Origin of the sequence: Rhizobium sp. NLR16a (assembly GCF_017948245.1) — a bacterium.
Classification (GTDB): domain Bacteria; phylum Pseudomonadota; class Alphaproteobacteria; order Rhizobiales; family Rhizobiaceae; genus Rhizobium.
Map to the genome: position 1 here is coordinate 3,849,259 of NZ_CP072865.1, position 24,992 is coordinate 3,874,250.

The window sequence follows — 24,992 nt, forward strand, 5'->3', positions numbered from 1 at the left end:
ATGATCAGACTGCCTCCCAGCCGTCCTTCTCGCTGGCGCGGTAGATGGCATCGATCACCTTCTGGTTCAGCTTCGAGTTTTCGAGCGTGACGATCTCTTCCTTGCCGTTCTTGACCGCGCGAGCGAAGGCCTCGACCTCGCGCCTGTATTGGCGGCTGTCCTGATAGCGGAAGATGCGCGATTCATTGTGGCTGCGATCGGCGAGTTCGATCTCTTCCGGTCCCCAGCGATTGGCGTTGAAGGGCGATTTGACCTCGATGTAACCTTCGGTGCCGTGGAAGACCATGACCTGACGGTTGGCCATCTGTGTCGAGACATAGAAGCTCAGCTCGAAATCGCCGAAATCGGCCTTGACGCTGGAGTAGATATCGGTGCCGAAATCCGGATCGCGCTCGGTGATCGCCTGGACTGAGAGCGGCTCCTTGCCGGTGGAAAAACGCGTGCTCATGACGGGATAGACGCCGATATCGGGAAGGCCGCCGCCGCCGAGTTCCGGAACGTTACGCATGTTGGCGGGGTCTCGGTTGAAATAGGTGAAGGCGCCCTGCACATGTCGCAGCGAACCGATCGCACCCTCGGCTATCAGTGAGCGCACCTTCTGCCAGACCGGGGAATAGGTGACCATATAGGCTTCGGTGACCACCACGCGGTTGCGGTCGCGGGCAGCGATTACCGCGTCGATATCGTCGGCCTTCAGGGCCAGGGGTTTTTCGCAGAGCACATGTTTGCCGGCATCGGCTGATTTGATCGACCATTCGATATGCTGCGACGTCGGCAGCGGGATATAGACCGCGTCGATGACGTCGGAAGCCAGCATTTCCTCATAGGAGCCGAAGGCATGCGGCACGGAGAAGCGATCGGCCATCTCCCTTGCGCGCGTGAGATCACGGCTGGCAACCGCCGTGACGACGCAATTTTCCGCGTCCTGGATGGCGGGAACGACATTGTCGCGACCGATCTTCGCCGTTGAAATGATACCGAAACGCAGCATGTGCGAGCCTCCCAAAACCAATGTCGGCGAACCATATTCAGGCCTCCGCCGCGACGCAATGGCGCGACATGAAATTGCGGAAGCCGGGTTTGCCTGGCGCCGGGATCGCGCTAGCTTGGCCAGACGGCGTTCTGCCGTATCCGCGATTCAATACAGCCTTTTATATTCACCCATTTTGGAGAGCGTCATGAACATGCGCCGGCTTGGAAAAACAGGTCTTTCGATCTCGCCGATCGTCTTCGGCGGCAATGTTTTCGGCTGGACGGCCGACGAGAAAACATCTTTCGCCATTCTCGACGCCTTCTTCGACGCGGGGCTGAACACGATCGACACGGCGGATGTCTATTCCACATGGGTTCCCGGCAACAAGGGTGGCGATTCCGAGGAGATCATCGGGCGCTGGCTAAAGCAATCGCGGATCTCCCGCGACAAGGCCGTCATCATTACCAAGGTCGGCTCGGACATGGGGCAGGGAAAGACCCTCAAGGAGGCATACATCCTGAAGGCGGTCGAGGGTTCGCTGCGCCGATTGCAGACGGACTATATCGATCTCTATCTCTCGCACTGGCCGGATTCCGATACGCCACACGAGGAAACGCTTGGCGCCTTCGCCAAGCTGAAGCAACAGGGCAAGATCGGCGCCATCGGCTGCTCGAACTATGATGCGGATCTGCTCCAGGCGTCGTTCGACGCAGCCGAGAAGGCTGGCCTGCCGCGATACGACGTGCTGCAGCCGGAATATAATCTTTACGAGCGCGCGAGCTTCGAGGGGCAATTGGCCGAACTGTGCATCCGTCAGAATATCGGCGTCATCACCTATTTCAGCCTCGCAGCCGGTTTCCTGACCGGCAAATACCGCAGCAAGGCCGATACGCAAGGCCGCGCCCGCGAAGGCCGGGTTTCGCAATATTTCGACGCCAAGGGCCTGCGCATCCTCGCCGCGCTTGATCAGGTCTCGGCCGAGACCGGCGCCAAACCCGCGGAAATCTCGCTCGCCTGGCTTTTGCGCAAGAAAGGCGTCACGGCGCCGATTGCCAGTGCGACCAGCCTGTCGCAGCTTGAAAGCCTGGTGAAATCAGCAACACTCTCCCTTTCCAACGACGCAATGGCGCTGCTCGACGAAGCCGGTGCCTGAACAGGAATGCCATGACCGTAATCATTCGCGATGCCCGCCCGGAAGACGAAGCCCGTTGGCGTGAACTCTGGGCAGCTTATCTGGCCTTTTACGAGGTGAGCGTTGACGCTGACATCACCGACCAGACGTGGCGGCGAATCTTCGATCCGGCCTCGGCGATCGGCATGCGCGTCGCCGAGGCCGACGGCAGGATCATGGGCTTTGCTCTTTTCCTGACGCATGAGGGCACCTGGATCCGCGGCAGGGACTGCTATCTCGAAGACCTCTTCGTCGATCCCGATGCGCGCGGCAAGGGTGTCGGCCGGGCGCTGCTGGACGATCTCGTCGCGCTCTGCAAGGCCGAGGGCTGGTCGCGGCTCTATTGGCATACGAGCGAAGGAAACAAGACTGCCCGTGCGCTCTACGACAGCTACGTCGAGAGTGACGGCCACATTCGCTACCGCATCAGTTTCTGAGGGCGGGAAATCCCTCATACCATTCCGAATGGTCGCCTTCCCAGTTCCCCATGCCCGGCTTTGTCAGGATGCCGCGCGGCCTGACGTAGCTCTGGATCACCCGCTTCGGCCGTTCGTGCCATTGGATATTGAAGGCCGAAAGCTTTGGGAAGAAGCAGAGCGAGGCGTAGGGCAGATGGTCGTGGATCCACCAGGCGAGCCGCTGCCAATCGCTTTCATCGCGATAGCGGTCGATCATCCAGGGCACGGCAATGCAGACGGCGGCGCCCATGCAGCCGTCGAAATCCCTGATATCCCAGATGTGATGCGCAGCCGTTGCGGCATTGGTGGAACAGTTCAGATTGTTCGCGTTGCCGAAGCGGTTGACCTCAGGCGAGCGGTAGCCGGAGCGGATGTGAAGACGCCCGAACGTCGCTTCCAGCGGCTCCAGCAGTTCCTCGCAAAGTCTTTTGCCGGCTTCGATCGCCAGGTCGGGATCCTCGGGGATATTGGGAATCCGGTAGAAATCCGCGATTTCCGAATGCAGGAAATCGCGGAAGAAGAAGTTTTGCGACAGCCGCACGCGGCCGAGATCCTCCAGACCCTTCATCGAACCCGGCTTTCGCATGATCTTTTCGTCCTCCACTTCAGCGGCCGAATGATTGCCCGGCGCGGTTTTCCAGTCCACCCGAAATCGATCGGGAACAAATTGCGCGATCTTCGCTTCTTAGTGTGTCGCCGCATTCGCGGCCTTTCCCAAAACAAGGATCGAGAAAATGGCCAAGGAAAAGACGTTGGAAGACCTCTTCTACGACACGCTCAAGGACATCTATTTTGCCGAGCGGCAGATATTGCGCGCCCTGCCGAAGATGGCGCGCGCCGCCCAGTCCTCCGAACTGAAGGCCGGTTTCCAGAAGCATCTCGAGGAAACGGAAGCCCAGGTCGAGCGGCTGCAGCAGGTTTTTGAAAAGATCGGCAAGCGCGCCCAGGGCAAGACCTGCGAGGCGATCCAGGGCATTATCGCCGAGGGAGAAGAGATCATGGAAGAATTCAAGGGCACACCGGCGCTGGATGCGGGGCTGATCTCGGCTGCCCAGGCGGTCGAGCACTATGAAATCGCCCGTTACGGCACGCTGAAGACATGGGCCGCGACGCTCGGCCAGAAGGATGTCGTCGCCCTGCTCGACCAGACGCTGCAGGAGGAAACGGCCACCGACAAGATCCTTACCAAGCTCGCCACGACTGCGGCAAACCAGAAGGCAAAAGCCGCCTGACGAAACGAGGCAAACGAGCGGCGGCCCTCATCGGCCGCCCGCATCCCTCACCGCATACCTGAAGAAATCGATGAAGGCGCGCAGCGCCGGCCGCATTTGCCGTCGGCTCGGATAATAGACAAACCACCCGGGATAGGGCGCGCACCAATCCTCCAGCACCCGCACCAGCCTGCCGGCCGTCAGTTCGGTATGCACCCGCATGTCGAAGAGATAGGCAAGGCCGGCGCCGTTCAGCGCCGCGAGCAGGGCCAGCCGGTCCTCGCTGACAACAAGCGGCCCATCGACCGCGACGATCAGTTCCTGCCCATCCTTTTCGAATTCCCAACGATAGATGGAGCCGTTGGTGAAGCGTCGCTTGATGCAACGATGATGGACGAGATCGCGCGGGTGCTCCGGCTTCGGATAGCGCTCGAAATATTCCGGCGAGGCCGCGATCACCGTCGTCAGATTGGGTGAGATCCTGACTGCGATCATATCGGCCTCCAGGCTCTCCTCCAGCCGGATGCCCGCGTCGAAACCCTCCTTGACGATATCGGTGAAGCCGTCCTCATTGGCGATCTCCAGCGTGATATCGGGATAGGTGTTGAGAAAATCGCCAAGGCGCGGGGCGAGCAGGATATCGGAGGCGAAGCGCGGCGCAGTGACGCGCAGGTTTCCGGCCGGTTTGCCGCGCGTATCGTTGACCGCCTCCAACGCGACGCCGATCTCCTCGAGCGCCGGACGCAACCTTTCGAGAAGCAGCCGGCCTTCCTCTGTCGGCGCGACACTGCGGGTCGTACGCGCCAGAAGCCTGACGCCGAGACTGTCCTCCAGGCTCGAAATGGCGTGGCTGACCGCCGACGGCGCGACGAGCAGTTCCTTGGCCGCGGCCCGGAAGCTGCGATGCTCCGCGACGGCGGCGAGAACGGCGAGTTGAGAGAGTTGCCTTCTGTCCATTGATCGAAATTATAGAACAGGCTGTTAGAAACTGCATGCATTTTTTGATTGATACGGCGCCGATATAGTCTGCCCCTGCCGCAATGATCTCCCAAGCGGTTCGGCGCCAGCTCAGAAAAGGAGCGCATCATGAAAACCAGAAAACTCGGAAGCGATTTGTCGGTCTCTGCCGTCGGCCTCGGCTGCATGGGCATGAGCTTTGCCTATGGCGCCAGCGACGAAGCGGAATCAGTGAGGACACTGCACCGCGCCGTCGATCTCGGCGTCACCTTCTTCGACACCGCCGAGGTCTATGGCCCCTTCACCAACGAGGTTCTTCTCGGAAGAGCGCTGAAGCCCTTCCGCGACCGCGTGGTGATCGCCACCAAATTCGGCTTCAGGATCGATACCAGCCAGGCCGGCGCTGCCGCCATCGCCGGCGTCGACAGCCGTCCCGAACATGTGCGTGCGGTCGCCGAAGCCTCACTCAAGCGTTTGGGCATCGAGACGATCGATCTGCTCTACCAGCACCGGGTCGACCCCAACGTGCCGATCGAGGAGACGGTCGGCGCCATGGCCGAGCTTGTGAAGGAAGGGAAAGTTCGCGCCCTCGGCCTCTCGGAAGCCGGCAGCGCCACGATCCGGCGCGCGCATGGGGTCCATCCGATCGCAGCGCTTCAGAGCGAATATTCGCTGTGGACGCGCGATCCCGAAGAGGATGTGCTTGCCACCTGCCGCGAACTCGGCATCGGCTTCGTGCCCTACAGCCCGCTCGGGCGCGGTTTCCTGACAGGAGCGATCCGCAAGGCCGACGACCTTGTCGCCGACGATTTCCGCCGGCAGGTGCCGCGTTTCCAGGCGGAGAATTTCGACGCCAATGCCGCGCTTGTCGCAACGCTCGAAAAGCTAGCCGCCGCCAAAGGCGTGACCGCGGCGCAGCTGGCACTGGCCTGGGTGCTGAACCAGGGCGACGACATCGTGCCGATCCCCGGCGCGCGCAAGCTTCACCACCTCGAACAAAATGTCGCCGCTGCCGATATCACGCTCAGCGCGGAGGAGCTTGATCAGCTCGGCGAAGCGATCCCAGCGGCACAGGTCGCCGGCAAGCGCTATTCGGATGCCTCGCTTGCCATGACGAACATTTGAAAACGGACAAGCCCGGCCGGTCGCATAGGTCGGGCTTGCCTTCGCGGCCGGCGAAACTATCTAACGTCATCTTGGAGAACGGGATGGAAACATGTCGGACAGGCAGGCAGTCGAACAGACGGTTCATCTCTATGTCGAAGGCATGGCCTTCGCCAATGCGGCAGCCTTGAAGAAGGCCTTTCACCCGAAAAGCTCGATCATCGGCTATTACCAGAATGCCGTCGAATGGCTGACGCGGGACGAATTCATCGCCGCGATCCTGGCGGAGGAGCCCGCCGCGCCCGGCACGCAGCCTTTCATGGACATCCAGAACGTCGATGTCGAGGGTGACGCGGCAAGCGTCAAGGTCACCGACGATTTCGCCGGAATGCGCTTTACCGACTATCTCTCGCTGCTGAAGATCGAAGGACGCTGGGTGATCGTCAGCAAGCTCTACCATCTTCATACGTGAAAAGACCGGCCGCTTACGCGACCGGTCTCTTCAGTTTTCGGAAGATGAAGCTCAACTTCTGAGCACACCGCCGGTGAATTTCGTCACGCTCGCCACGATCTTCTGCGTCAGCGCCTCGAAATCCTCATCCGTCAGCGTGCGCTCGACCGGCTGGATCTGAACCTCGATCGCCACCGACTTCTTGCCCTCGCCGACCGATGCGCCCTCGAAGATGTCGAAGACATTAACGCCGGTGATGAGCTTGCGGTCGGCGCCGGTCGCAGCCTTGACGATCGCGCCTGATTCCACCGTCTTGTCGACGACGAAGGCGAAGTCGCGCTTGACGGCCTGGAACGGCGACAGATCGAGCGCCGGCTTGGTGCGGGTCGCCTTCTTCTTCGGCTCCGCCATAGCATCGAGATAGACTTCGAAGCCGCAGAGAGCGCCGGAGACATCAAGGGCTTCCAGCGTCAACGGATGGAATTCGCCGAAATAGCCGAGCACGATCTTTGGCCCCATCTTGATCGTGCCGGAGCGGCCAGGATGAAACCATTCGGGGCCGCCCTGCTCGATCTGGATGTTGCTCGTCGGCAGGCCGCAGGCTTCGATGACGGCGAGCGCATCGGCCTTGGCGTCGAAGGCGTCGACCGGCTTGCCGCCGCCCTTGGCTGCATTCGACCACATGCGGCCGGCGCCGGCGAGCGAGGCCGTGCCGCGGCGGATGCCGCCGGCGACGCGGCGCTGGCCTTCCGGCCGGTCGTTTTCATAGGTGCCCGAGACCTCGAAGATGGCGACGTCGGCATAACCCTTGTCGGCATTGCGCTGAGCTGCGGTCAGCAGACCCGGCAGCAACGACGGGCGCATGTCCGACATTTCGACAGCGATCGGATTGGCAAGCTTGAGGGCTGGCGAACCGCCGCCGAACAGCTTCGCATGTTCCTCCGCAATGAAGGACCAGGTGACGGCTTCGAGCATGCCGCGCGCGGCCAGCGCCCGCTTGGCCGCACGGGTGCGGATCTGCAGAGTCGTCAGAATCTTGCCGTTGACGGCGGCATGGCTTTCGAGCGGCGCCGGCTTGATATTGTCGACGCCATGGATGCGCATGACCTCCTCGACGAGATCCGCCTTGCCGTCGACATCCGGGCGCCAGGAGGGAACGGCGACGGAGACGCGCTCGCCGGAACCGGAGACCGTGAAGCCGAGACGCGTCAGGATCGTGTTGCTTTCCTCATTCGAGACGTCGAGGCCGGTCAGGCGCTTGACCTCCGAATAGGGGAAATCGACGACCTTCGGTTCGTAGCCGTGATAGCCGACAATCTCGGCCCTGGCGGCGGTGCCGCCGCAGAGTTCCAGCACCAGTTCCGTCGTGCGTTCGAGACCGGGAACCATGTATTCCGGATCGACGCCGCGTTCGAAGCGATAGCGGGCATCGGTGATGATGCCGAGACTGCGGCCGGATTTGGCGATGTTCATCGGATCCCACAGAGCGGATTCGATCAGGACGTCGACGGTGTTGTCGTCGCAGCCGGAATGTTCGCCGCCCATGATGCCGCCGATCGATTCGATGCCTTCTTCATCTGATATGACGACATTGTTCGGGCCGAGCTTGTATTCGCGCTGGTCGAGCGCCAGCACAGTCTCACCTTCCCTTGCCCGGCGGACAGTGAGATTGCCCTTTATCTTGGCGGCATCGAAGACGTGGATCGGGCGGCCCTGATCGAAGGTCATGTAATTGGTGATATCAACCAGCGCATTGATCGGGCGCAGGCCAATGGCGGTGAGCCGCTGCTGCATCCAGCGCGGGCTCGGGCCGTTCGTGACGCCGCGCACGAGACGCAGCGCAAAGCCTGGGCAGAGCCTGGGATCATCGAGATCGAGCGTCAGCTTCACCGGCGTTTCGCCTTCGATAGCGAAGGACGGCGCAGACCGCGTCTTCAGCGTGCCGAGACCGGAGGCGGCGAGATCACGGGCGATGCCGTGGATCGAGGTGCAGTCCGGCCGGTTCGGCGTCAGGTTGATCTCGATGACGGGATCGTCGAGATGGGCATAGGAAGCATAACTCCGGCCGACCGGCGCATCCTCCGGCAGATCGATGATGCCGTCATGATTGTCGGAAATCTCAAGCTCCTTTTCGGAGCACATCATGCCGCGGCTTTCGACGCCGCGGATATTGCCGACGGCCAGCGTCACCTCGATGCCGGGAACATAGGTTCCAGGTGCGGCAAAGGCGCCGACCAGGCCGGCGCGTGCATTCGGGGCACCGCACACGACCTGCACCGGCGCGCCGGATCCGGTATCCACCATCAACACCTTCAGGCGATCGGCCTGGGGATGTTTTTCCGCCGACAGGACCTTGGCGATGACGAAGGGCTTGAACGCCGCCTTGTCATCGACATCCTCGACTTCCAACCCGATCTCGGTGAGGCGGGCGCAGATTTCATCCAGCGTGGCATCCGTTTCGAGATGCTCTTTCAGCCAGGAGAGCGTGAATTTCATCGTCCCAAATCTCCGTTCAAGCGCTCAGACCGCCGAACAGCGTCGGCATGTCGAGCGGGCGGAAGCCGTAATGCGTCATCCAGCGGACGTCGGCATTGAAGAAGTCGCGCAGGTCGGGCATGCCGTATTTCAGCATGGCGATGCGATCGAGGCCCATGCCCCAGGCAAAACCCTGATATTCGTCCGGATCGAGCCCGCCATAGCGCAACACGTTCGGGTGGACCATGCCGCAGCCGAGGATCTCCATCCAGTCGGTGCCTTCGCCGAACTTGACGATCGGACCGGAGCGGTCGCACTGAATATCGACCTCGAAGGAGGGCTCGGTGAAGGGGAAGAAGGACGGGCGGAAACGCATCGTCACGCTGTCGACCTCAAAGAAGGTCTTGCAGAATTCTTCCAGCACCCAGCGCATGTTGGCGACATTGGCCTTCTTGTCGACGACCAGGCCCTCGACCTGATGGAACATCGGCGAATGTGTGGCGTCAGAGTCCTGGCGATAGGTCTTGCCGGGAATGATGATGCGGATCGGCGGTTTTTGCGTCTCCATAGTGCGCACCTGCACCGGCGAGGTATGGGTGCGCAGCACTTTGCGCTCACCATTCTCATCCGGATTGAAGAAGAAAGTGTCATGCATCTCGCGGGCCGGATGGCCTTCGGGGAAGTTCAGCGCCGTGAAATTGTAGTAGTCGGTTTCGATATCGGGACCTTCGGCGATCGAGAAGCCCATGTCGGCGAAGATCGCGGTGATCTCGTCGACGATCTGGCTGATCGGGTGGATGCGGCCGCGCTCGGCGGGCGAGGAGCGCACCGGCAGGCTGATATCGACCGTCTCGGCCTTCAGCCGCGCATTGACAGCCGCAACCTTCAGCACTGACTTGCGTTCGGCAATGGCGTCCGTCACCGCATTCTTCAGGGCGTTGATCGCAGCCCCCCGGGTCTGGCGTTCCTCCGGCGTCATGGCGCCGAGCGTCTTCAGCAGTTCGGAGACGGAGCCCTTCTTGCCAAGCGCGGACACGCGCACGGCTTCAAGCGCGGGCTCATCACCAGCGGCGGAAATTTCGGCAAGCAAGGTAGATTTAAGCTGGTCGATATCTGACATCGTCTTCTTTCCGTCCAGATCAGGCGGCGTTCGAAAGGCAGGCTGGAGAGGCCGGCGCAAGGAATATAAAGAAAGAAAAACCCGCGCCAGCCCAAACCAGCGCGGGTTTCCCAAAATTCAAAAAGCGTCAAGCTTGGGAAGCGCTGGTTACCGAACCGCGCCTTCAAACTCGTTAGCCGTGCCGGTTTCCTTGAGATATTCAAGGGCCTTCTTAGCGGCAGCAACCAGGGCGCCGAATGCTTCCGGCTCGTGGATCGCCATGTCGGACAGAACCTTGCGGTCGACTTCGATGCCAGCCTTGTTCAGGCCGTCGATGAAGCGGCCATAGGTCAGGCCGAATTCACGGACGGCAGCGTTGATGCGCTGGATCCAGAGGGCGCGGAAGTTGCGCTTGTTGACCTTGCGGTCGCGGTAGGCGTACTGCTTGGCGCGATCGACGGCAGCCTTGGCGGTACGGATGGTGTTCTTGCGGCGGCCGTAAAAGCCCTTCGCGGCCTTCAGAACCTTCTTATGCTTGGCGTGGGCTGCGACGCCTCTTTTTACACGTGCCATATCATGATCTCCTTAATCTAACGCGTTACCGGAATAGTCTCAGAGACCGTTCGGCAGATAGTTCTTCACGACCTTGCGGCCATCGGGTTCTGCGAGAACCATCGTGCCGCGTGCATCGCGAATGAACTTGTTCGTGCGCTTGATCATGCCATGGCGCTTGCCAGCGGCAGCCGCCTTGACCTTGCCGGATGCGGTGATCTTGAACCGCTTCTTGGCAGCGGACTTCGTCTTCATCTTGGGCATTTTGCTACTCCTTCTGTCCTCCCTGCGCGCTTCATCAAAAAGCCCTCCTTGCGAAGTCCGGTTCTCCGGTCGTCGCAACAAGGTGCGGGAGCGTTTGTTGTTGATCTGCGGCATCGGCGACGAACCGTTCCGCAAGCATTCGAAACTGCCACGGCATGCCCTGCCGGTCAGTTCGGACGCGCGCTTATAACCGCAGCGTCACGAAAGTGCAACGGGGCCCCGGAGGAATCTTCGGCTACGCATGTCGCCCGGAAGTGTGCGGCGGTTCCGGGATAACGACATGCATAAAACAAAGGCTGAAGACAGGGTAGCCAAACGCACAAAAGCCGCCCTTGCGGACGGCCTTGGGCAAGAAGTGACTGGCGCTTACTTCGGCGCCAGCACCATCATCATCTGACGGCCTTCGAGCTTGGGCTCGGCCTCGACCTTGGCAATCTCGGTCGTATCCGCCTTGACCTGCTGCAGAAGCTTCATGCCGAGTTCCTGGTGGGCCATTTCACGGCCGCGGAATTTCAGCGTCACCTTGACCTTGTCGCCTTCGTCGAAGAAGCGGCCCATCGCCTTCATCTTCACCTCATAATCATGGGTGTCGATGTTCGGGCGCATCTTGATTTCTTTGACTTCGACGATCTTCTGCTTCTTGCGCGCTTCGGCAGCCTTCTTCTGGTTGGCATATTTCAGCTTGCCCAGATCGAGGATCTTGCACACCGGCGGTTCGGCATTCGGGGAAATTTCGACAAGATCGAGGCCGGCTTCTTCCGCCATTCTCAAGGCCTGGTCGGTGGGCACGACGCCCATATTCTGTCCGTCAGCCGCGATCAGCTGAACTTTGGGAATGCGGATTTCACGATTCGAGCGCGGTCCGTCCTTCACGGGCGCATCGGTCTTAAAAGGTCTGCGAATGGTCGTATTCTCCTCGCGTTGTTTCGGAACGTTGCAGCCGCGCACGCTCAATCTTGGGTGCACAAACGTATCTCGTTATCGCTGCAACGGAGTCAATATCATCCTTTAGCGGAAAAATCACCAGCTGTCAGCCTGCCAAGAATCTGTTTTATAGGCCGAAACAACAGGAGGTTTCGCCGATGTCCGATCAGATCAGCAATGCCCAACCGCAGTTCCTGACCGTCGGCGAAGGCGAGGCGGCACGGGAGATCGCCATGCTCCTGCGTCCGGCGCAGGCCGGCAATGCTGCCCCATCGCTCGTTTGGCTATCCGGCTACCGTTCCGACATGAGCGGCACCAAGGCGGCGGAGATCGATGGGCTGGCGGCCGAACTCGGTGCGGCCTGCATCCGCCTCGACTATTCAGGCCATGGGCTTTCCGGCGGCAGCTTTCGCGACGGCACGATCTCGCGCTGGCTGGAGGAAGCGCTTGCCGTCATCCGCCATGTTGCGCCCGAGCGCTTCATTCTCGTCGGTTCCTCGATGGGAGGCTGGATCGCGCTCCGGCTGGCGCAGGAACTCGCCCGACAGGGTGGTCCGAAGCTCGCCGGCATGGTGCTGATCGCGCCGGCGCCCGATTTCACCTCCGAACTGATCGAGCCGAACCTTAAGGCCAAGGAACGCAAGTCGCTGGCGGAGCGCGGCTATTTCGAAGAGCGCTCGCAATACAGCCCGGAACCGAACATCTATACGCAGGCGCTGATCGAGGACGGGCGCAAAAACCGGGTGCTCGACGGCATGATCGAGACGGGCTGCCCGGTCCATATCCTGCAGGGCATGAAAGATCCGGACGTGCCGCATGCGCACGCGATGAAGCTTCTGGAGCACCTTCCCGCCGACGACGTGGTGCTGACCTTCATCCGCGATGGCGACCACCGCCTTTCCCGCCCGGGCGATATCGCCCTTCTCCTCAGCGCCGTCAAAGGCATCATTCGTTCATCAACAAATATGCAGATGCCCATTCGAACAGCACCGCCCGAGAAATTCCCCTAACGCAAGCCGCCAACCCGTTGCATTTTAACCATGTTGGCGCGTTGCAACGCTCTCCCAAGAAGTAACGATTGACTCTTCTCCGCCCTCTCCATTAACAATTTGTTAATAATTAAGGGGCGATCAAGGAAAGAGCGGGCGTGCGGATCAAGGGTGTCTTTGTGGCCATGATGGCCGTGTTTGCGATGGCGACTGCCGCCATCCCAGCTCCAAGCAGAAATGCTTCCATGGTAACAGGCAATGCCACTTCGCAGCCGATCGGCCATTACGATTTCTGTCAGATCCACAGCAGTGAATGCGGCGCGAACCGCAATGCGGGCCCGATCGAGATGACGCCGGCGAAGTGGTCGCTCGTCCGTTCGCTCAACACCACGGTCAACAGCACGATCAAGCCGATGACCGACAAGGAAATCTACGGCAAGGACGAGGTCTGGGCCTATCCGACGACCGCCGGCGACTGCGAAGATTTCGCGCTGCTGAAGCGCCGCATGCTGATCCAGCGCGGCTTTTCGGCCGCCGACCTGCTGATGACCGTCGTGCGCAAGCCTGACGGTGAAGGCCATGCTGTCTTGACGCTGCGCACCGCCGAGGGCGATTTCGTGCTCGATAATCTCGCTGCCGACGTGAAGCCCTGGTTCGCGACGGCCTATACTTTCGTCAAGCGCCAGTCGAGCTACAATGCTGGCCGCTGGGTCACCATCGAGAACGGCCGCGACCTTCTGGTCGGCGCTCTTCGATAGGGATCTCAAGGGGATGCGGGGGAAAAGGCCGGCGAAAGCCGGCCTTTTGCTTTTTGGAGATTGGAGACGCGTCGTCGTTAGCTTTCGCAGTCCTCTTCCTTCGAGGTCCGTGCTGTGCACCTCATTGAGCGTTGATCGTGCGTGCCGCCGGAGATGAGGTGTTGATATGCCGCACCGTCTCCCGGCCCTTCGCTTTGGCTCAGGGCGTTCGTCGCTGCAATCGATTCACTGGATCGATTGCTCGGCTTCGCCGACCGCTCCTCACCCATTCCCGATCAGGATGCCGGCGCCGAGGACCAGGCCGCCGCCGAGCACCACCTGGAAGGCGGCGCGCAGGAAGGGGGTTTCCATGTAGCGGTTCTGGATGAAGGCGATTGCCCAGAGTTCGAAGAAGACGATGATGGCGGCGGTGATCGTCGCCGTCCAGAAATGAGGGATCAGATAGGGCAGCGCGTGGCCAAGGCCGCCGAGCGCCGTCATGATGCCGCAGGCAAGGCCACGTTTGATCGGCGAGCCCCGGCCGGAGATCTTGCCGTCGTCATGGGCGGCCTCGGTGAAGCCCATCGAGATGCCGGCGCCGACGGAGGCGGAAAGACCGACGAGGAAGGTCTGCCATGTGTCCTGGGTTGCGAAGGCGGCGGCAAAGATCGGCGCCAGCGTCGAGACAGAGCCGTCCATCAAGCCGGCAAGGCCCGGCTGCACATAGGTCAGCACGAATTGCCGGTGCGCGGTCTCGTCCTCGTCGTGCCTGATATCCTCAGGCGTATGTTTGTCGCCAAGCATGCGGGCGATGTCTTCGTGCCCTTGTTCGGCGAGTGCGAGGTCGCCGAGAAGCTCACGCGTCGAGGCGTCGGTGGTGCGCTTTGCCGCCTCGACATAAAAACGATAGGCCTGCTCCTCCATCGCCTCAGTCTCCTGCCGCATCGCATCGAGTGACAGGTTGGCTCTCAGCCAGTCCGGCTTGCGCTCGTAAAAGCCCTGCACATGCTCGCGCCGGATCAGCGGGATACGCTCGCCGAAACGCTGTCGGTGGATTTCGAACAGCGATTTGCGGTGCGTGTCCTCGACCTCGGCCATATCCTCGAAGACCTTGGCCGAAGCCGGAAATTCAGGGCGCAGCCTATCGGCATAGGCCAGATAGATGCGGGCGTCGTCTTCCTCGGAGGCAATCGCAAGGGCGAGAATCTCCTGCTCGGAGAGGGACTCGAAGGATCGTTTCGGCGATCTGAAAAAACGCGCCAGCATAAATCTCTCCAATAATTTAGAATAATTCTAAATCTAAGCAAGGAAGCGATGGCGGTCAAGTGGCCGGGGCGGACCGGCTGACAGATTGCCGCAATCCGCACGAGCGGCTTTGGTTCGCTGGGGTAAAGGCCTATATGGAGGCTGCCGCATCATGCGGCGCCGGGGTTTATGATGAACAATGATATTCAGGGCCGTCCTGCCCATGTCGCGGCGATCCGCGAAAAGGCGGCGGCCGAGATGCGGGCGATGGGGGTCGACGAGGCCTTTATCGGCAGCCTGGTCGAGACTTTCTACGGGCGCGTGCTGGAGCATCCCGATCTCGGCCCGGTATTCGATGCGCGGCTTTCCGGCCGCTGGCCGGAGCATCTGGAGAAGATGAAGAGCTTCTGGTCGGCCGTCGCTTTCCGCAGCGGCGCCTATGGCGGCAAGCCGGTGCAGGCGCATACCACCGTTCAGAACCTGACGTCCGATCTTTTTCCGAAGTGGCTGGCGCTGTTTGCCGCGACACTTGACGATATCGCCCCCTCGCCGGAAGCCAAGGCCTGGTTCATGGCGACCGCCGAGCGGATCGCCAAAAGCCTGGCGCTGTCGCTGTTCTACAATCCCGCTCTCGACGATCCCGCGAAAAAGGCGGGTTGATCACTGCCGTGCGGAAAAGGTCGCGCCGGCGCTTGCGGCCACGACCAGGGCAGTTCCGGCCATCTGCAGCAGCGTCATCGGCTGCGCCAGAATGACGAAACCCGCGAGTGCCGCAATGGCCGGCTCGAGGCTCATGAGAATGCCGAAGGAGGCTGTCGGCATGCGCCGCAGGGCGATCAGTTCCAGAGTGTAGGGCAGCAGCGGCACAAGGATGGCAAGGCCCGCCATTTCAACCAGGCCGTAAGCATCGAGCTTCGGCACGGCGCCGGCGAAGCCAAAGGGTGTGGCGACAAGAGCGGCGACCATCAGCGACATGGACAGTCCTTCCAGCCCCTTGAAGCTCGCGCCGATCTTTTTTGTCAGGACGATATAGATCGCCCACCCGGTTCCCGCGCCGAGCGCAAAAAGAATGCCCCCGGTATCGCCGACCCAGCCTTTACCGTCATGGGCGAGGGCCAGAACGCCAAGTGCTGCAATGAGCGGCCAGACGAGACGCCGGCTGAGGCCATAGCCGATGGTCGCAACGGACAGCGGACCGAGAAAATCGATCGCCACGGCCAGACCGAGCGGAATGCGCGCGATCGCCGCGAAGAAGCTCATGGTCATCAGCGCTGTCGTCGCGCCGAGAACCAGTGCGCTCGTCCATTGCGCCCTGTTGTAGCTGACGATGCGCGGCCGCACGACAAGGGCGAGAATGATGGCCGCAAAAGCCAGGCGCAGCCAGCTGGCGCCGGCCGGCCCATAGGTTGAGATGGCCGAGGATGAGAGTGCGGCGCCGAATTGGATCGACGACATGGACAGGAGGCACATCAGCCCACCGGTCGCTACCCCGCCAAATGCTGTTGACGCCTCTGCGGTCAGCGTGCCCGCGCCAGCATTTGCTCTTTCTTCCATGCTCGCCCCCGATTGTGCGCTCTTCTTACGAAGACGGCCTGCGAGCGACAAATTCAAACTTCTGATCCGGCCAGCAAAAGGCCTTATGCGATATCAAAGACGGCGGGCCAGGATGACGTCTTCGGCATCCTCCAAACTCATGTCGAACACTTTCCTGCCGATATCGAAGCTGAAGCCGTTACGGGCGAAGGCCGAAAGCTCTTTGGCCTTTCGCTTTTCGTCAAGCTGGACGCGGCGGAAGGGACCGAAGGCGCGTTTGCGGGCAAATATCGCCGCGGCGTAGAGATCGTCAGCCTCCGCAAGGGCGGCCTCGACCTTATCGCCAGCAACACCCTTGGCCGCAAGTTTCCGGGCGATGGCGCGCTTCGATTTGCCGCCGCGCAGCTGGGAGCGCGTGCTGATCTCGGCATAGGCGCGATCATCGAGCGCATTGTTGTCATAAGCGAACCTGACGGCAAAATCGGCAAGGGCCTTGAGTTGCGCCGCGCCGATATCCTCGAACTTCTCCTTCGCCTTACGGGTGATGGCGTCAAACAGCTGTTTTTCCGTCATCATCCGCCGCTCCAGCCTGTAGATGGCGGAATTGCGCGCCCAGCTCAGCATGCGCGGCGTCGGTATATCGGATGGAATGGTGTCGTCGGTCATATCAAGCGATCAGGCTTCCAGGCCCTTGAGGACATTGGCGACGTTGAGGCCGATTTCCGGCACGCCGTAACCGCCCTCCATGCAGATGACGACGGGCAGGCCGGCGGCGGAGATCATCTCTCCCATGCGAATGAAATCTTCCGATTTCAGCTGGAAGAAGGAAATCGGGTCTCGCTCGAAGGTATCGACGCCGAGCGCCACAACGATCGCCTCGGCACCGAAGGCCTTGATGCGGGCGAGCGCATCGGCAAGGGCCGAAGACCAGACCTGCCAGGGCGTGTGGGGCGGCATCGGATAATTGCGGTTGCTACCCGTGCCCTCTCCTTCGCCCTCTTCGTCGGCATGGCCGAGGAAATAGGGAAAGGCAAACATCGGATCGCCATGCAGCGAGGCGGTGAAGACGTCACCTCTGTGATAGAAGAGGTCCTGCGTGCCGTTGCCGTGATGGAAATCGACATCGAGCACGGCGACCTTCTTCGCACCGTCATCGATGAGCCGCTGGGCCGCGACGCCCGCATTGTTGATGAAACAATAGCCGCCGAAGAGATCGATGCCGGCATGATGGCCAGGCGGCCGGCAAAGCGCAAAGGCGAACCGGTTGCCGGCATTCAGCCAATCCGCGCCGGTGATGGCGCAACGCATCGAGGCGATCGCCGCTTCATAGGAGCCCTTGGTGATGGAGGTGTCGGCGGCATTGGCGTAATGGCCGATCGCACCGACGATATTGTCGGGCACGCGCTGGCTGGTGCGGCGGACCGGGAAGGAATTGGCGATCGCCTCGCCCTCGAAGCCGGCCGCCACCCAGCGATCCCAGACGGTGGCGAGAAAATCGAGATAGGCGGGATCATGCACCTTTCGGGCCGTTTCCAGCCCATGCGCATCCGGTGCCGCGACATCCCGGAAACCGGCTTCAGTGACCGCCGCCAGGATCCACTCGGCGCGAAACGGCGCCTCAAAGGGCGTCACCAGCTGGCCGGCATAGAGCTCGGTCCTGGCATCGCGCAGCTTGTGCTCTTCGGAATAGATGACGCGCATTTCGGATCCGTCCTTGATTGGAATTCGAGATTTACATGGGTCGGCCGCGACGAAAAAGCCGGCGCGGCGCCCTTGATCGCCAAAGTAAATGACTTCACCCTTCGCGAGGTTTTGAGTCCGAAGGAAACTGCCGCATGAAAGTGCTGATGGTCGATGTCGACGGCGTGCTCATCCATGGCCGTCCGACCGACGGGCTGCCCCACTTCACCTATCTCGAGCGCGATCTCGGCCTGCGACCCGATCTGCTGCAGCAGGAGTTTTTCCAGGTTCACTGGGGAGACATCATTATCGGCCGCGAAGCACTGGAGCCAAGGCTCGCCGACGTGCTCGCAAAGATCGCGCCCCATCTCAGCGCCGCGGCGCTGATCGATTACTGGTTCGAAAACGATTCCCGGCTCGACCGCAATCTGCTGGAGGATCTCGCCGCTCTCAGGCGAAGCGGCGTCACTCTCTTCCTGGCGACCAACCAAGAGCACAGGCGGGCGCGTTACCTGATGGAACAGCTGGACCTTGGCGCCCATTTCGACGACATCGTCTATTCGGCAGCACTCGGACACAGCAAGCCTTCGCCCGACTTCTTCCGGATGGCGACCGAACGTGCCGGGGTCCTGGCCGCGGAGATCGCATTCATTGACGATATGGCGGCGAATGTCGAAACGGCGCGGCAGTTCGGTTGGAACGCGGCACAATGGACGGCGGGGGCGACCTTGGCCGGCGCGCTTCCCATATTCGCAAGGTGGGCATGAGCGGCGCGGGCGCAATCAGGCGAGCCGCTTGTAGAACAAGGTGGTGTCGCAGAAGCCGCCTTCCGGCCACAGAGCATAATCGGGGATGACGCCGACGCGCTGCCAGCCCAGGCGCGGATAGATCGCCTCGGCATCGCTGCCGGTTGCCGTATCGAGCACGAGCAGGGTCTTGCCGCGGGCGGCCGCCTCGCGTTCGGCGGCTTCCATCAGCAGCCGGGCAAGGCCGCGCCCGCGGGCGGAACGATGCACCAGGAGCTTCTTCAGATCGCCGCGATGCGGCTGGTTCGGCATCAGCGCGGCGCCCACCTGCACCGTGCCGACGATCCGGCCATCGAGTTCGGCGACAACAAGCAGGCTGCCGCCGCCGGCAACCGAATCGGCAACGTCCAGCCAATAGCGCTCGGCATCTTCAGGTCCATAGGGCTGCATGAAGCCGACGGAGGCGCCGCCCGTGACGCAATCGGCCAGCACTTCCGAGAGGGCCGGAATGGAAGCGCGGGCCTCCTCGGCGGAAAGGATGCGAATGTCAGACATGTTCTTCTCCTGAAATGAAGGTCGTCATCGGCCGCCGCGATCGAGCACGACGCAATAGCGCGCCGGCGCATGACCCGGGTTATGAAAGGAATGGCCCTCGCCGACGGGCATGAAAAGGCAATCGCCTGGACGCAGCCGGTAGACCGCCTCACCCGCCGTCATCTCCAACTCGCCGTCGAAGAGCCAGACATGTTGCGTCATGTCATGGGATGCCGCATGCGGTGGGAAGCTGACGCGAGCGCCGGGTGGAAATTCGACTTCGACGATATCGACGGCAGAGCCGGTGCCGGGCGCCGATACCGCGCGCCTGAGATAACCGGTCTCCGGATCACGCCAGACCTGCTGCTCCTGCCGGCGTGCCAGCGGCGAGGCCTGCTGCCCCTCCTCTGCAAAGAAGGCTGACAGCGACAGGCCGAGCGCGGCACAGACCCTTGCCAGCAGCGAGGCGGTCGGGCTCGCCTCCGCCCGCTCGATGCGCGAGATCATCGCGCGGCTGACGCCCGACGCCTCGGCAAGCTCATCCAGCGTCAGGCCCTTTTGCAGCCGCAATGTGCGAATGCGGATACCGATCGCCTGTTCGAGTTCCCGTTCCATCGCCGATCCATTATTCTACTATATGAGAAATACATTATCTCATGATGGAATCAAGCCTCCGTCGATGCTTCATCTCGCTTGCCTTCACCGCCGCGCCGCCGATATATGGCAGCGGCGCTTGCAGAGCGGAGGACCTCATGGACGGCAGCATGCATAACACCGAAATCACGGGAAGCTTCACGGCCGCCGCCTGGGAGCGGATCAAGCCTCTTATGGCCGAGATCGAGCAACTGCCGCTCCTGGAACGGCTTTCGGACGGCACGCTGCCCCCGGAGGTTTTCCGTCACTATATCCTGCAGGACGCAATCTATCTGAAGCATTATGCCCGGTGCCTCGCCATCGTCGCGGCAAAGGCGCCCGACAATGCACAGGTGCTGCGCTTCCTCAGTTCGGCGCAGAAGGCCATCACCGTCGAGCAGGGCCTGCATGCGGGCTTCCTCTCGCAATTCGGCATTTCGAGCGCGGACGTGACGGCCGCCGAGCCCTCGCCTTCCTGCTTCGCCTATACGAATTTCCTTCTGGCGACCGCCTATCACAGCTCCTATGCCGTTGCGCTTTCGGCCATCCTGCCCTGCTTCTGGATCTACATGCATGTCGGCGAAGGCATCAAAGGCAGGCCGGCAATCGATGGCAATGTCTTCCAGGCCTGGATCAACACCTATGGCGATCCGCAATTTGCAGCCGGCGCCCGCGAGGTGATCGCGCTGACCGATATCGCCGCACGCGCCGCATCGGAGACGGAACGTGCCGCGATGATGGACGTTTTCGTGCGCGCCTCGCAATATGAATGGATGTTCTGGGATTCGGCCTGGCGGCTGGAGACCTGGCCGATCTGACACGCTGGCCGCGGACCCGCAAAATAGCGTAAATTCGGGGATAATTACCGCTTTGCGGCAGGGGGCGGCGCTGCTATATGGCGCGCATGAGCACCAATTCGACCACTCCGCTGTCCCATATCCGCAACTTCTCGATCGTGGCCCATATCGACCACGGCAAATCGACGCTGGCCGACCGCCTGATCCAGACGACGGGCGGACTTGCCGAGCGCGAAATGTCCGAGCAGGTGCTCGACAATATGGAGATCGAGCGTGAGCGCGGCATCACCATCAAGGCCCAGACCGTGCGCCTGCACTACCAGGCAAACAACGGCGAGAAATACATTCTCAACCTGATCGACACGCCCGGCCACGTCGACTTTGCCTATGAAGTCTCGCGGTCGCTGTCAGCATGCGAAGGCTCGCTGCTCGTCGTCGACGCCAGCCAAGGCGTCGAAGCGCAGACGCTCGCCAACGTCTACCAGGCGATCGACAACAACCACGAACTCGTCACCGTCCTCAACAAGATCGACCTGCCGGCCGCCGAACCCGACCGCATCAAGGAACAGATCGAGGAAGTGATCGGTATCGACGCTTCCGAGGCCGTGCTGATCTCGGCCAAGACCGGCCTCGGCATTCCCGACGTGCTGGAAGCGATCGTCCATAAGCTGCCGGCGCCGAAGAGCCCGGGCGGCGAGAAGGCGCCGCTGAAGGCGCTGCTCGTCGACAGCTGGTACGACACCTATCTCGGCGTCATGGTTCTCGTGCGCGTCATCGACGGCGTGCTGACCAAGGGCCAGACGATCCGCATGATGGGCACCGATGCGAAATATCAGGTGGAGCGCGTCGGCGTGCTGACGCCGAAGATGGTCAATGTCGACAGCCTCGGCCCCGGCGAGATCGGCTTCATCACCGCCTCGATCAAGGAAGTGGCCGATACGCGTGTCGGCGATACGATTACCGAAGACAAGCGCCCGACCGCGGAAGCCCTGCCGGGCTTCAAGCCGGCGCAGCCGGTCGTCTTCTGCGGCCTTTTTCCGGTCGATGCCGCCGATTTCGAAGACCTGCGCGCCGCCATGGGCAAGCTTCGCCTCAACGACGCCTCCTTCTCCTTCGAGATGGAATCGTCGGCAGCCCTCGGCTTCGGCTTCCGCTGCGGCTTCCTCGGCCTGCTGCATCTCGAAATCATCCAGGAGCGCCTGGAGCGTGAGTTCGACCTCGACCTCATCGCCACCGCGCCTTCCGTAGTCTATCAGCTGACGATGACCGACGGCAGCGAGCGCGAACTGCACAATCCGGCCGATATGCCCGATGTCGTCAAGATTGCCGAAATCCGCGAGCCCTGGATCAAGGCGACGATCATGACGCCGGACGATTATCTCGGCGGCATCCTGAAGCTCTGCCAGGACCGCCGCGGCATCCAGACCGAGCTGACCTATGTCGGCACCCGGGCGATGGTGACCTACGAACTGCCGCTCAACGAGGTGGTCTTCGACTTCTACGACCGGCTGAAATCGATCTCCAAGGGCTACGCATCCTTCGACTATCACCTCGAAGGCTACCGCGCAGGCAACCTCGTGAAGATGTCGATCCTTGTCAATGGCGAGCCGGTCGATGCGCTCTCGATGCTCGTGCATCGCATGGCAGCCGAAAAGCGCGGCCGCGACATGTGCGAGCGGCTGAAGGAGCTGATCCCGAAGCACATGTTCAAGATCCCGATCCAGGCGGCGATCGGCGGCAACGTCATTGCCCGCGAGACCATCTCGGCCCTGCGCAAGGATGTGACGGCCAAGTGCTACGGCGGCGACGCCACCCGCAAGCGCAAGCTGCTCGACAAGCAGAAGGAAGGCAAGAAGCGCATGCGCCAGTTCGGCAAGGTGGAGATTCCGCAGGAAGCCTTCATCGCCGCGCTCAAGATGGGCGATGAATAACGCTTCTCAATGACGTCTTATGCGCATATGATTTGCGCATAAGACGAGGAGATCGTTATGGGTCATCAGGCGAGAAAAGCAGCGAATCTTTCACTTGATGAAGGCCTCGTTTCCCAGGCCCGCGAGCTCAAGATCAACATATCCAGGGCGGCGGAAGAAGGTATCGCGAAAGCGATAAAGGCGGAACGCGAGCGGCTGTGGCGGATCGAGAACGCCGAGGCGATCCGGCTCGAAAACGAATATGTCGAAAAACACGGCCTGCCGCTCGCCAAGTACCGTCAGTTTTAGAGCGGTTCAGTTTTTCATTGAAGCGCAGTCTTGTATTACGCAATTCCTGACGGAAAACCCGCTTCACACTTTTCCTGGAATTGCTCCATGGCACGCTTTCACGTCTATCGCCTGAAAAGTGGGAATGTCCTTGCCGTCGACCTTCAAGCCAATCTGCTTGACGATCTGCCTTCAAGAGTCATGGTTCCTTTGCATCCAGTCCAGGAATTGACTTGGACGATCTCGCGACTGAACCCACGCTTTCTCATTGAGAATGAACCATACGTGATGGCCACCCAGCGCATGGCGTCTGTCCCGACATCGGAAATTGGAGAAGCCGTCACAGATCTATCGGGCAAAAGCGATGCCATCATCGGCGCCATGGACTTTCTCTTCCAAGGCTTCTGAGCCTTATCCCCTGCTCATATACTCCTTCACCAACCCCTCATAGGCGTCCATCTCGGGTAGCGCTTCGTAACTATACACCGCTCCTGTCTCGGCAAACGACAGCTTCTCGCTCGTCCATGTCTCGATGAAGGGCGTGAACCAGCTCGGGTCGTCGAGCATGGTGACGCGCAGATTGACGAACCAGTCCATGCCTTCCGGCCGGGTGAACATCCAGCTCATGCAATGCGGGCAGAAATAATGCTTGGTGGCGCCGTGCAGCCCGCCGATAACAGGCGCGCCCTTGGTAACCTCGAAGCCCTCGCTGGGGATGGCAGCACTCAGCGAGTAGGCGCTCGCCGTCATCTTCTGGCAGCCCGTGCAATGGCAGGCCATGGTGAGCAGCGGCGGAGCGCTGATCTTCAAGCGCACCCGGCCGCAACGGCAGCCGCCTTCCATGGGCAAATTCGGTGATGTCATGATATCTCTCCCCTTCCGTCCCCTGATCTAGCGGAGGCGGCGTCATTGTCGAGAGTCCTAGACGCGTATCTCAAACGCGGTTTATCGGACGCGCGGGATTGCCAACCACCGTTGCGCCCGTCGGCACATCCTTCGTCACCACGGCACCAGCACCGACGATCGAGCCATCGCCAATCGTCACGCCACCGAGAATGATGGCGCCGCCGCCGATCCAGACGTCGCTGCCGATTGCGACCGGCCGGGCGATCTCGATCCCCGCGCCGCGAAGCGCAGGGTCATTGTGATGCTCGGCGCAATAGATCTGCACGCCGGGGCCGAACATGGTGCGATCGCCGATCGTCACGCTGCCGGAATCGAGGATGGTGCAGCCGGCATTGACATAGACGCGCTCGCCGAGAACGATATTGATGCCATAGGAGCAGTGAAACGGCGCTTCGATAAAGATATCGGAGGCGGCCCGTGCAAAAAGCGCGCTGAGGGCGGGGGCAGCGGGGCCGCGCTCGTCCGGCGGCAGCGTATTGTGGGCGTGGACGGCGAGCCGCGCCTGCCGGCGCAGGTGATCGAGCTCATCGTCAAGGCAGCAATACCACTCACCCGCCGCCATCTTCTCGCGTTCGCTTAGTGTCATCGCATTGCCCTTCAAGCCGGGACCTGCGACAGCATCTCGACCTCTTGCTGTTCGATCTGCCCGACCCAGGCACGGGCGATGGCAAGGCCAGCGGCATCGGCGTCACCAGCATGCCGCGCAGTCAGCTCGGCATAGCTTTCCAGCCAGCCGGGCGCGATGCGTTCTATCGTGTCAGGGAATTCCGCCTTCCACTGCTCGACAACCATTCTATCGGCCTCGAAATGAAATTGGGTGCCGTAGACGGCGCGGCCGATGCGGAAGGCCTGATTTTCGGCGACAGCGCTTGTCGCGAGACGAACGGCGCCTGCAGGCAGGGAAAAGGTGTCGGCATGCCACTCGAAGATGGTGAATTCGCCGCCAAGCGCCGAGAGCAGCGGATCGGCCCGGCCTTCATCGGTGACGTCGATGCTGTGCCAGCCGAATTCGCGGGCGGTTCCGAGATGGTTGTCGGCGCCATAGGCGCGCGCAAGAATCTGGCTGCCGAGGCAGATGCCGAGCACGGCCTTGCCGGCATCGCCGAAACGGCGCGCGAGCCGGGCGAGCTCCGGCAGATAGGGATGCGTCTCGTCATCCAGCGCGCTTTGCTCGCCGCCGAGAACGACCAGCGCGTCATGACCGGATATGTCTTTCGGCAGGATGCCATCCCGCCAGACCCGGAACCACTCGATCTCAGCACCCGCCTCGTCGAGCGCCGTGGCAAGCGCGCCGAGGCCGGTGTTGCGCATATTTTCGACGACTGCGACTCGCATAGGTTCTCCCCGGTGGTCGG

Annotated in this window: 30 protein-coding genes; 13 read left to right on the forward strand and 17 right to left on the reverse strand. The window is 61.5% G+C overall.

Annotated features, from left to right (window positions below; genetic code table 11):
* Positions 1-4: 4 nt before the first annotated feature.
* Positions 5-991: a Gfo/Idh/MocA family oxidoreductase gene (locus J7U39_RS18660; protein WP_210629531.1), complete on the reverse strand. Its 987-nt coding sequence runs from the start codon at positions 989-991 to the stop codon at positions 5-7.
* A 187-nt stretch (positions 992-1,178) separates the two neighbouring features.
* Between J7U39_RS18660 and J7U39_RS18665 the strand changes: the two genes are divergently transcribed.
* Positions 1,179-2,126 carry an aldo/keto reductase gene (locus J7U39_RS18665; protein ID WP_210629532.1) on the forward strand — a complete coding sequence of 316 codons (948 nt, stop codon included), beginning with the start codon at positions 1,179-1,181 and terminating at the stop codon, positions 2,124-2,126.
* Between the two features lie 11 nt (positions 2,127-2,137).
* Positions 2,138-2,581 carry a GNAT family N-acetyltransferase gene (locus J7U39_RS18670; RefSeq protein ID WP_247241694.1) on the forward strand — a complete coding sequence of 148 codons (444 nt, stop codon included), beginning with the start codon at positions 2,138-2,140 and terminating at the stop codon, positions 2,579-2,581.
* On the opposite strand, the gene J7U39_RS18675 is transcribed toward J7U39_RS18670, so the two are convergent.
* Positions 2,571-3,188: a hypothetical protein gene (locus J7U39_RS18675; RefSeq protein ID WP_210631709.1), complete on the reverse strand. Its 618-nt coding sequence runs from the start codon at positions 3,186-3,188 to the stop codon at positions 2,571-2,573. The two genes, J7U39_RS18670 and J7U39_RS18675, sit on opposite strands and share 11 nt — an antisense overlap.
* Before the next feature lie 148 nt (positions 3,189-3,336).
* On the opposite strand from J7U39_RS18675, the gene J7U39_RS18680 reads away from it, so the two are divergent.
* Entirely contained in the window at positions 3,337-3,834 is a 498-nt protein-coding gene (locus tag J7U39_RS18680; RefSeq protein WP_210629533.1) for a ferritin-like domain-containing protein, read from the forward strand.
* A 27-nt stretch (positions 3,835-3,861) separates the two neighbouring features.
* Here the strand turns inward: J7U39_RS18680 and J7U39_RS18685 are convergent, their stop codons facing one another.
* Entirely contained in the window at positions 3,862-4,770 is a 909-nt protein-coding gene (locus tag J7U39_RS18685; protein ID WP_210629534.1) for a LysR family transcriptional regulator, read from the reverse strand.
* A 129-nt stretch (positions 4,771-4,899) separates the two neighbouring features.
* Here J7U39_RS18685 and J7U39_RS18690 point away from each other — a divergent pair, with 129 nt between their 5' ends.
* Entirely contained in the window at positions 4,900-5,895 is a 996-nt protein-coding gene (locus J7U39_RS18690) for an aldo/keto reductase (RefSeq protein WP_210629535.1), read from the forward strand.
* Between the two features lie 91 nt (positions 5,896-5,986).
* On the forward strand, positions 5,987-6,346 hold the full coding sequence (locus J7U39_RS18695) for a nuclear transport factor 2 family protein (protein WP_210629536.1): 360 nt from the start codon (positions 5,987-5,989) through the stop codon (positions 6,344-6,346).
* Positions 6,347-6,397: 51 nt separating this feature from the next.
* Here the strand turns inward: J7U39_RS18695 and pheT are convergent, their stop codons facing one another.
* The 5 genes from pheT to infC all read right to left on the reverse strand — a co-directional run bounded on the left by pheT (position 6,398) and on the right by infC (position 11,618).
* Positions 6,398-8,821, reverse strand: a complete 2,424-nt coding sequence (gene pheT, locus J7U39_RS18700; protein WP_210629537.1) for a phenylalanine--tRNA ligase subunit beta — start codon at positions 8,819-8,821, stop codon at positions 6,398-6,400.
* A 16-nt stretch (positions 8,822-8,837) separates the two neighbouring features.
* Positions 8,838-9,920: a phenylalanine--tRNA ligase subunit alpha gene (gene pheS, locus J7U39_RS18705; RefSeq protein WP_210629538.1), complete on the reverse strand. Its 1,083-nt coding sequence runs from the start codon at positions 9,918-9,920 to the stop codon at positions 8,838-8,840.
* Positions 9,921-10,067: 147 nt separating this feature from the next.
* The gene (gene rplT / locus J7U39_RS18710) at positions 10,068-10,472 is read right to left on the reverse strand and encodes a 50S ribosomal protein L20 (protein WP_011423647.1); all 405 of its coding nucleotides are present in this window, start codon (positions 10,470-10,472) and stop codon (positions 10,068-10,070) included.
* A 39-nt stretch (positions 10,473-10,511) separates the two neighbouring features.
* Positions 10,512-10,715, reverse strand: coding sequence for a 50S ribosomal protein L35 (rpmI, locus tag J7U39_RS18715; protein ID WP_011423646.1), 204 nt, complete (start codon positions 10,713-10,715; stop codon positions 10,512-10,514).
* A gap of 366 nt (positions 10,716-11,081) precedes the next feature.
* Complete coding sequence (gene infC, locus J7U39_RS18720) at positions 11,082-11,618, reverse strand: translation initiation factor IF-3 (protein WP_073990355.1); 537 nt, start codon at positions 11,616-11,618, stop codon at positions 11,082-11,084.
* Between the two features lie 179 nt (positions 11,619-11,797).
* On the opposite strand from infC, the gene J7U39_RS18725 reads away from it, so the two are divergent.
* Both J7U39_RS18725 and J7U39_RS18730 read left to right on the forward strand, forming a co-directional pair.
* Positions 11,798-12,649 carry an alpha/beta hydrolase gene (locus tag J7U39_RS18725; protein WP_210629539.1) on the forward strand — a complete coding sequence of 284 codons (852 nt, stop codon included), beginning with the start codon at positions 11,798-11,800 and terminating at the stop codon, positions 12,647-12,649.
* 137 nt (positions 12,650-12,786) lie between these two features.
* The gene (locus J7U39_RS18730) at positions 12,787-13,386 is read left to right on the forward strand and encodes a transglutaminase-like cysteine peptidase (RefSeq protein WP_210629540.1); all 600 of its coding nucleotides are present in this window, start codon (positions 12,787-12,789) and stop codon (positions 13,384-13,386) included.
* A 261-nt stretch (positions 13,387-13,647) separates the two neighbouring features.
* On the opposite strand, the gene mbfA is transcribed toward J7U39_RS18730, so the two are convergent.
* The gene (gene mbfA, locus J7U39_RS18735; protein ID WP_207244224.1) at positions 13,648-14,631 is read right to left on the reverse strand and encodes an iron exporter MbfA; all 984 of its coding nucleotides are present in this window, start codon (positions 14,629-14,631) and stop codon (positions 13,648-13,650) included.
* 171 nt (positions 14,632-14,802) lie between these two features.
* Here mbfA and J7U39_RS18740 point away from each other — a divergent pair, with 171 nt between their 5' ends.
* Positions 14,803-15,270 carry a truncated hemoglobin gene (locus J7U39_RS18740; protein ID WP_210629541.1) on the forward strand — a complete coding sequence of 156 codons (468 nt, stop codon included), beginning with the start codon at positions 14,803-14,805 and terminating at the stop codon, positions 15,268-15,270.
* Here J7U39_RS18740 and J7U39_RS18745 read toward each other — a convergent pair whose 3' ends face one another.
* From J7U39_RS18745 to J7U39_RS18755, 3 genes are all read right to left on the reverse strand, one after another.
* Positions 15,271-16,164 carry an EamA family transporter gene (locus J7U39_RS18745; protein ID WP_210629542.1) on the reverse strand — a complete coding sequence of 298 codons (894 nt, stop codon included), beginning with the start codon at positions 16,162-16,164 and terminating at the stop codon, positions 15,271-15,273.
* 93 nt (positions 16,165-16,257) lie between these two features.
* The gene (gene recX / locus J7U39_RS18750) at positions 16,258-16,809 is read right to left on the reverse strand and encodes a recombination regulator RecX (RefSeq protein WP_210629543.1); all 552 of its coding nucleotides are present in this window, start codon (positions 16,807-16,809) and stop codon (positions 16,258-16,260) included.
* Between the two features lie 9 nt (positions 16,810-16,818).
* Entirely contained in the window at positions 16,819-17,844 is a 1,026-nt protein-coding gene (locus J7U39_RS18755; RefSeq protein WP_210629544.1) for a histone deacetylase family protein, read from the reverse strand.
* A gap of 134 nt (positions 17,845-17,978) precedes the next feature.
* Here J7U39_RS18755 and J7U39_RS18760 point away from each other — a divergent pair, with 134 nt between their 5' ends.
* Complete coding sequence (locus tag J7U39_RS18760) at positions 17,979-18,590, forward strand: HAD-IA family hydrolase (RefSeq protein ID WP_210629545.1); 612 nt, start codon at positions 17,979-17,981, stop codon at positions 18,588-18,590.
* Between the two features lie 15 nt (positions 18,591-18,605).
* On the opposite strand, the gene J7U39_RS18765 is transcribed toward J7U39_RS18760, so the two are convergent.
* Positions 18,606-19,124, reverse strand: coding sequence for a GNAT family N-acetyltransferase (locus J7U39_RS18765; protein WP_210629546.1), 519 nt, complete (start codon positions 19,122-19,124; stop codon positions 18,606-18,608).
* A gap of 24 nt (positions 19,125-19,148) precedes the next feature.
* Positions 19,149-19,718, reverse strand: coding sequence for an XRE family transcriptional regulator (locus J7U39_RS18770; protein ID WP_210629547.1), 570 nt, complete (start codon positions 19,716-19,718; stop codon positions 19,149-19,151).
* Between the two features lie 137 nt (positions 19,719-19,855).
* Between J7U39_RS18770 and tenA the strand changes: the two genes are divergently transcribed.
* From tenA to J7U39_RS18790, 4 genes are all read left to right on the forward strand, one after another.
* Positions 19,856-20,554, forward strand: a complete 699-nt coding sequence (gene tenA / locus J7U39_RS18775; RefSeq protein ID WP_210629548.1) for a thiaminase II — start codon at positions 19,856-19,858, stop codon at positions 20,552-20,554.
* A 77-nt stretch (positions 20,555-20,631) separates the two neighbouring features.
* Complete coding sequence (lepA, locus tag J7U39_RS18780; protein ID WP_085776615.1) at positions 20,632-22,464, forward strand: translation elongation factor 4; 1,833 nt, start codon at positions 20,632-20,634, stop codon at positions 22,462-22,464.
* A 57-nt stretch (positions 22,465-22,521) separates the two neighbouring features.
* Entirely contained in the window at positions 22,522-22,752 is a 231-nt protein-coding gene (locus J7U39_RS18785; RefSeq protein WP_210629549.1) for a type II toxin-antitoxin system CcdA family antitoxin, read from the forward strand.
* An 87-nt stretch (positions 22,753-22,839) separates the two neighbouring features.
* Entirely contained in the window at positions 22,840-23,139 is a 300-nt protein-coding gene (locus J7U39_RS18790) for a CcdB family protein (protein ID WP_210629550.1), read from the forward strand.
* Between the two features lie 3 nt (positions 23,140-23,142).
* Here the strand turns inward: J7U39_RS18790 and J7U39_RS18795 are convergent, their stop codons facing one another.
* From J7U39_RS18795 to J7U39_RS18805, 3 genes are all read right to left on the reverse strand, one after another.
* Positions 23,143-23,595 (reverse strand): GFA family protein, encoded by a 453-nt coding sequence (locus tag J7U39_RS18795; protein ID WP_210629551.1) that lies wholly within the window; start codon positions 23,593-23,595, stop codon positions 23,143-23,145.
* Positions 23,596-23,665: 70 nt separating this feature from the next.
* Positions 23,666-24,223: a sugar O-acetyltransferase gene (locus tag J7U39_RS18800; RefSeq protein WP_210629552.1), complete on the reverse strand. Its 558-nt coding sequence runs from the start codon at positions 24,221-24,223 to the stop codon at positions 23,666-23,668.
* An 11-nt stretch (positions 24,224-24,234) separates the two neighbouring features.
* Positions 24,235-24,972 carry a type 1 glutamine amidotransferase gene (locus J7U39_RS18805; RefSeq protein WP_210629553.1) on the reverse strand — a complete coding sequence of 246 codons (738 nt, stop codon included), beginning with the start codon at positions 24,970-24,972 and terminating at the stop codon, positions 24,235-24,237.
* Positions 24,973-24,992: the final 20 nt, after the last annotated feature.

Excerpts from the sequence above, each read along its gene's own strand:
- J7U39_RS18660 (WP_210629531.1), bottom strand. The coding sequence starts at position 991 with ATGCTGCGTTTCGGTATCATTTCAACGGCGAAGATCGGTCGCGACAAT.
- J7U39_RS18665 (WP_210629532.1), top strand. The coding sequence starts at position 1,179 with ATGAACATGCGCCGGCTTGGAAAAACAGGTCTTTCGATCTCGCCGATC.
- J7U39_RS18670 (WP_247241694.1), top strand. The coding sequence starts at position 2,138 with ATGACCGTAATCATTCGCGATGCCCGCCCGGAAGACGAAGCCCGTTGG.
- J7U39_RS18675 (WP_210631709.1), bottom strand. The coding sequence starts at position 3,188 with ATGCGAAAGCCGGGTTCGATGAAGGGTCTGGAGGATCTCGGCCGCGTG.
- J7U39_RS18680 (WP_210629533.1), top strand. The coding sequence starts at position 3,337 with ATGGCCAAGGAAAAGACGTTGGAAGACCTCTTCTACGACACGCTCAAG.
- J7U39_RS18685 (WP_210629534.1), bottom strand. The coding sequence starts at position 4,770 with ATGGACAGAAGGCAACTCTCTCAACTCGCCGTTCTCGCCGCCGTCGCG.
- J7U39_RS18690 (WP_210629535.1), top strand. The coding sequence starts at position 4,900 with ATGAAAACCAGAAAACTCGGAAGCGATTTGTCGGTCTCTGCCGTCGGC.
- J7U39_RS18695 (WP_210629536.1), top strand. The coding sequence starts at position 5,987 with ATGTCGGACAGGCAGGCAGTCGAACAGACGGTTCATCTCTATGTCGAA.
- pheT (WP_210629537.1), bottom strand. The coding sequence starts at position 8,821 with ATGAAATTCACGCTCTCCTGGCTGAAAGAGCATCTCGAAACGGATGCC.
- pheS (WP_210629538.1), bottom strand. The coding sequence starts at position 9,920 with ATGTCAGATATCGACCAGCTTAAATCTACCTTGCTTGCCGAAATTTCC.
- rplT (WP_011423647.1), bottom strand. The coding sequence starts at position 10,472 with ATGGCACGTGTAAAAAGAGGCGTCGCAGCCCACGCCAAGCATAAGAAG.
- rpmI (WP_011423646.1), bottom strand. The coding sequence starts at position 10,715 with ATGCCCAAGATGAAGACGAAGTCCGCTGCCAAGAAGCGGTTCAAGATC.
- J7U39_RS18725 (WP_210629539.1), top strand. The coding sequence starts at position 11,798 with ATGTCCGATCAGATCAGCAATGCCCAACCGCAGTTCCTGACCGTCGGC.
- mbfA (WP_207244224.1), bottom strand. The coding sequence starts at position 14,631 with ATGCTGGCGCGTTTTTTCAGATCGCCGAAACGATCCTTCGAGTCCCTC.
- J7U39_RS18740 (WP_210629541.1), top strand. The coding sequence starts at position 14,803 with ATGAACAATGATATTCAGGGCCGTCCTGCCCATGTCGCGGCGATCCGC.
- J7U39_RS18745 (WP_210629542.1), bottom strand. The coding sequence starts at position 16,164 with ATGGAAGAAAGAGCAAATGCTGGCGCGGGCACGCTGACCGCAGAGGCG.
- recX (WP_210629543.1), bottom strand. The coding sequence starts at position 16,809 with ATGACCGACGACACCATTCCATCCGATATACCGACGCCGCGCATGCTG.
- J7U39_RS18755 (WP_210629544.1), bottom strand. The coding sequence starts at position 17,844 with ATGCGCGTCATCTATTCCGAAGAGCACAAGCTGCGCGATGCCAGGACC.
- J7U39_RS18760 (WP_210629545.1), top strand. The coding sequence starts at position 17,979 with ATGAAAGTGCTGATGGTCGATGTCGACGGCGTGCTCATCCATGGCCGT.
- J7U39_RS18765 (WP_210629546.1), bottom strand. The coding sequence starts at position 19,124 with ATGTCTGACATTCGCATCCTTTCCGCCGAGGAGGCCCGCGCTTCCATT.
- J7U39_RS18770 (WP_210629547.1), bottom strand. The coding sequence starts at position 19,718 with ATGGAACGGGAACTCGAACAGGCGATCGGTATCCGCATTCGCACATTG.
- tenA (WP_210629548.1), top strand. The coding sequence starts at position 19,856 with ATGGACGGCAGCATGCATAACACCGAAATCACGGGAAGCTTCACGGCC.
- lepA (WP_085776615.1), top strand. The coding sequence starts at position 20,632 with ATGGCGCGCATGAGCACCAATTCGACCACTCCGCTGTCCCATATCCGC.
- J7U39_RS18785 (WP_210629549.1), top strand. The coding sequence starts at position 22,522 with ATGGGTCATCAGGCGAGAAAAGCAGCGAATCTTTCACTTGATGAAGGC.
- J7U39_RS18790 (WP_210629550.1), top strand. The coding sequence starts at position 22,840 with ATGGCACGCTTTCACGTCTATCGCCTGAAAAGTGGGAATGTCCTTGCC.
- J7U39_RS18795 (WP_210629551.1), bottom strand. The coding sequence starts at position 23,595 with ATGACATCACCGAATTTGCCCATGGAAGGCGGCTGCCGTTGCGGCCGG.
- J7U39_RS18800 (WP_210629552.1), bottom strand. The coding sequence starts at position 24,223 with ATGACACTAAGCGAACGCGAGAAGATGGCGGCGGGTGAGTGGTATTGC.
- J7U39_RS18805 (WP_210629553.1), bottom strand. The coding sequence starts at position 24,972 with ATGCGAGTCGCAGTCGTCGAAAATATGCGCAACACCGGCCTCGGCGCG.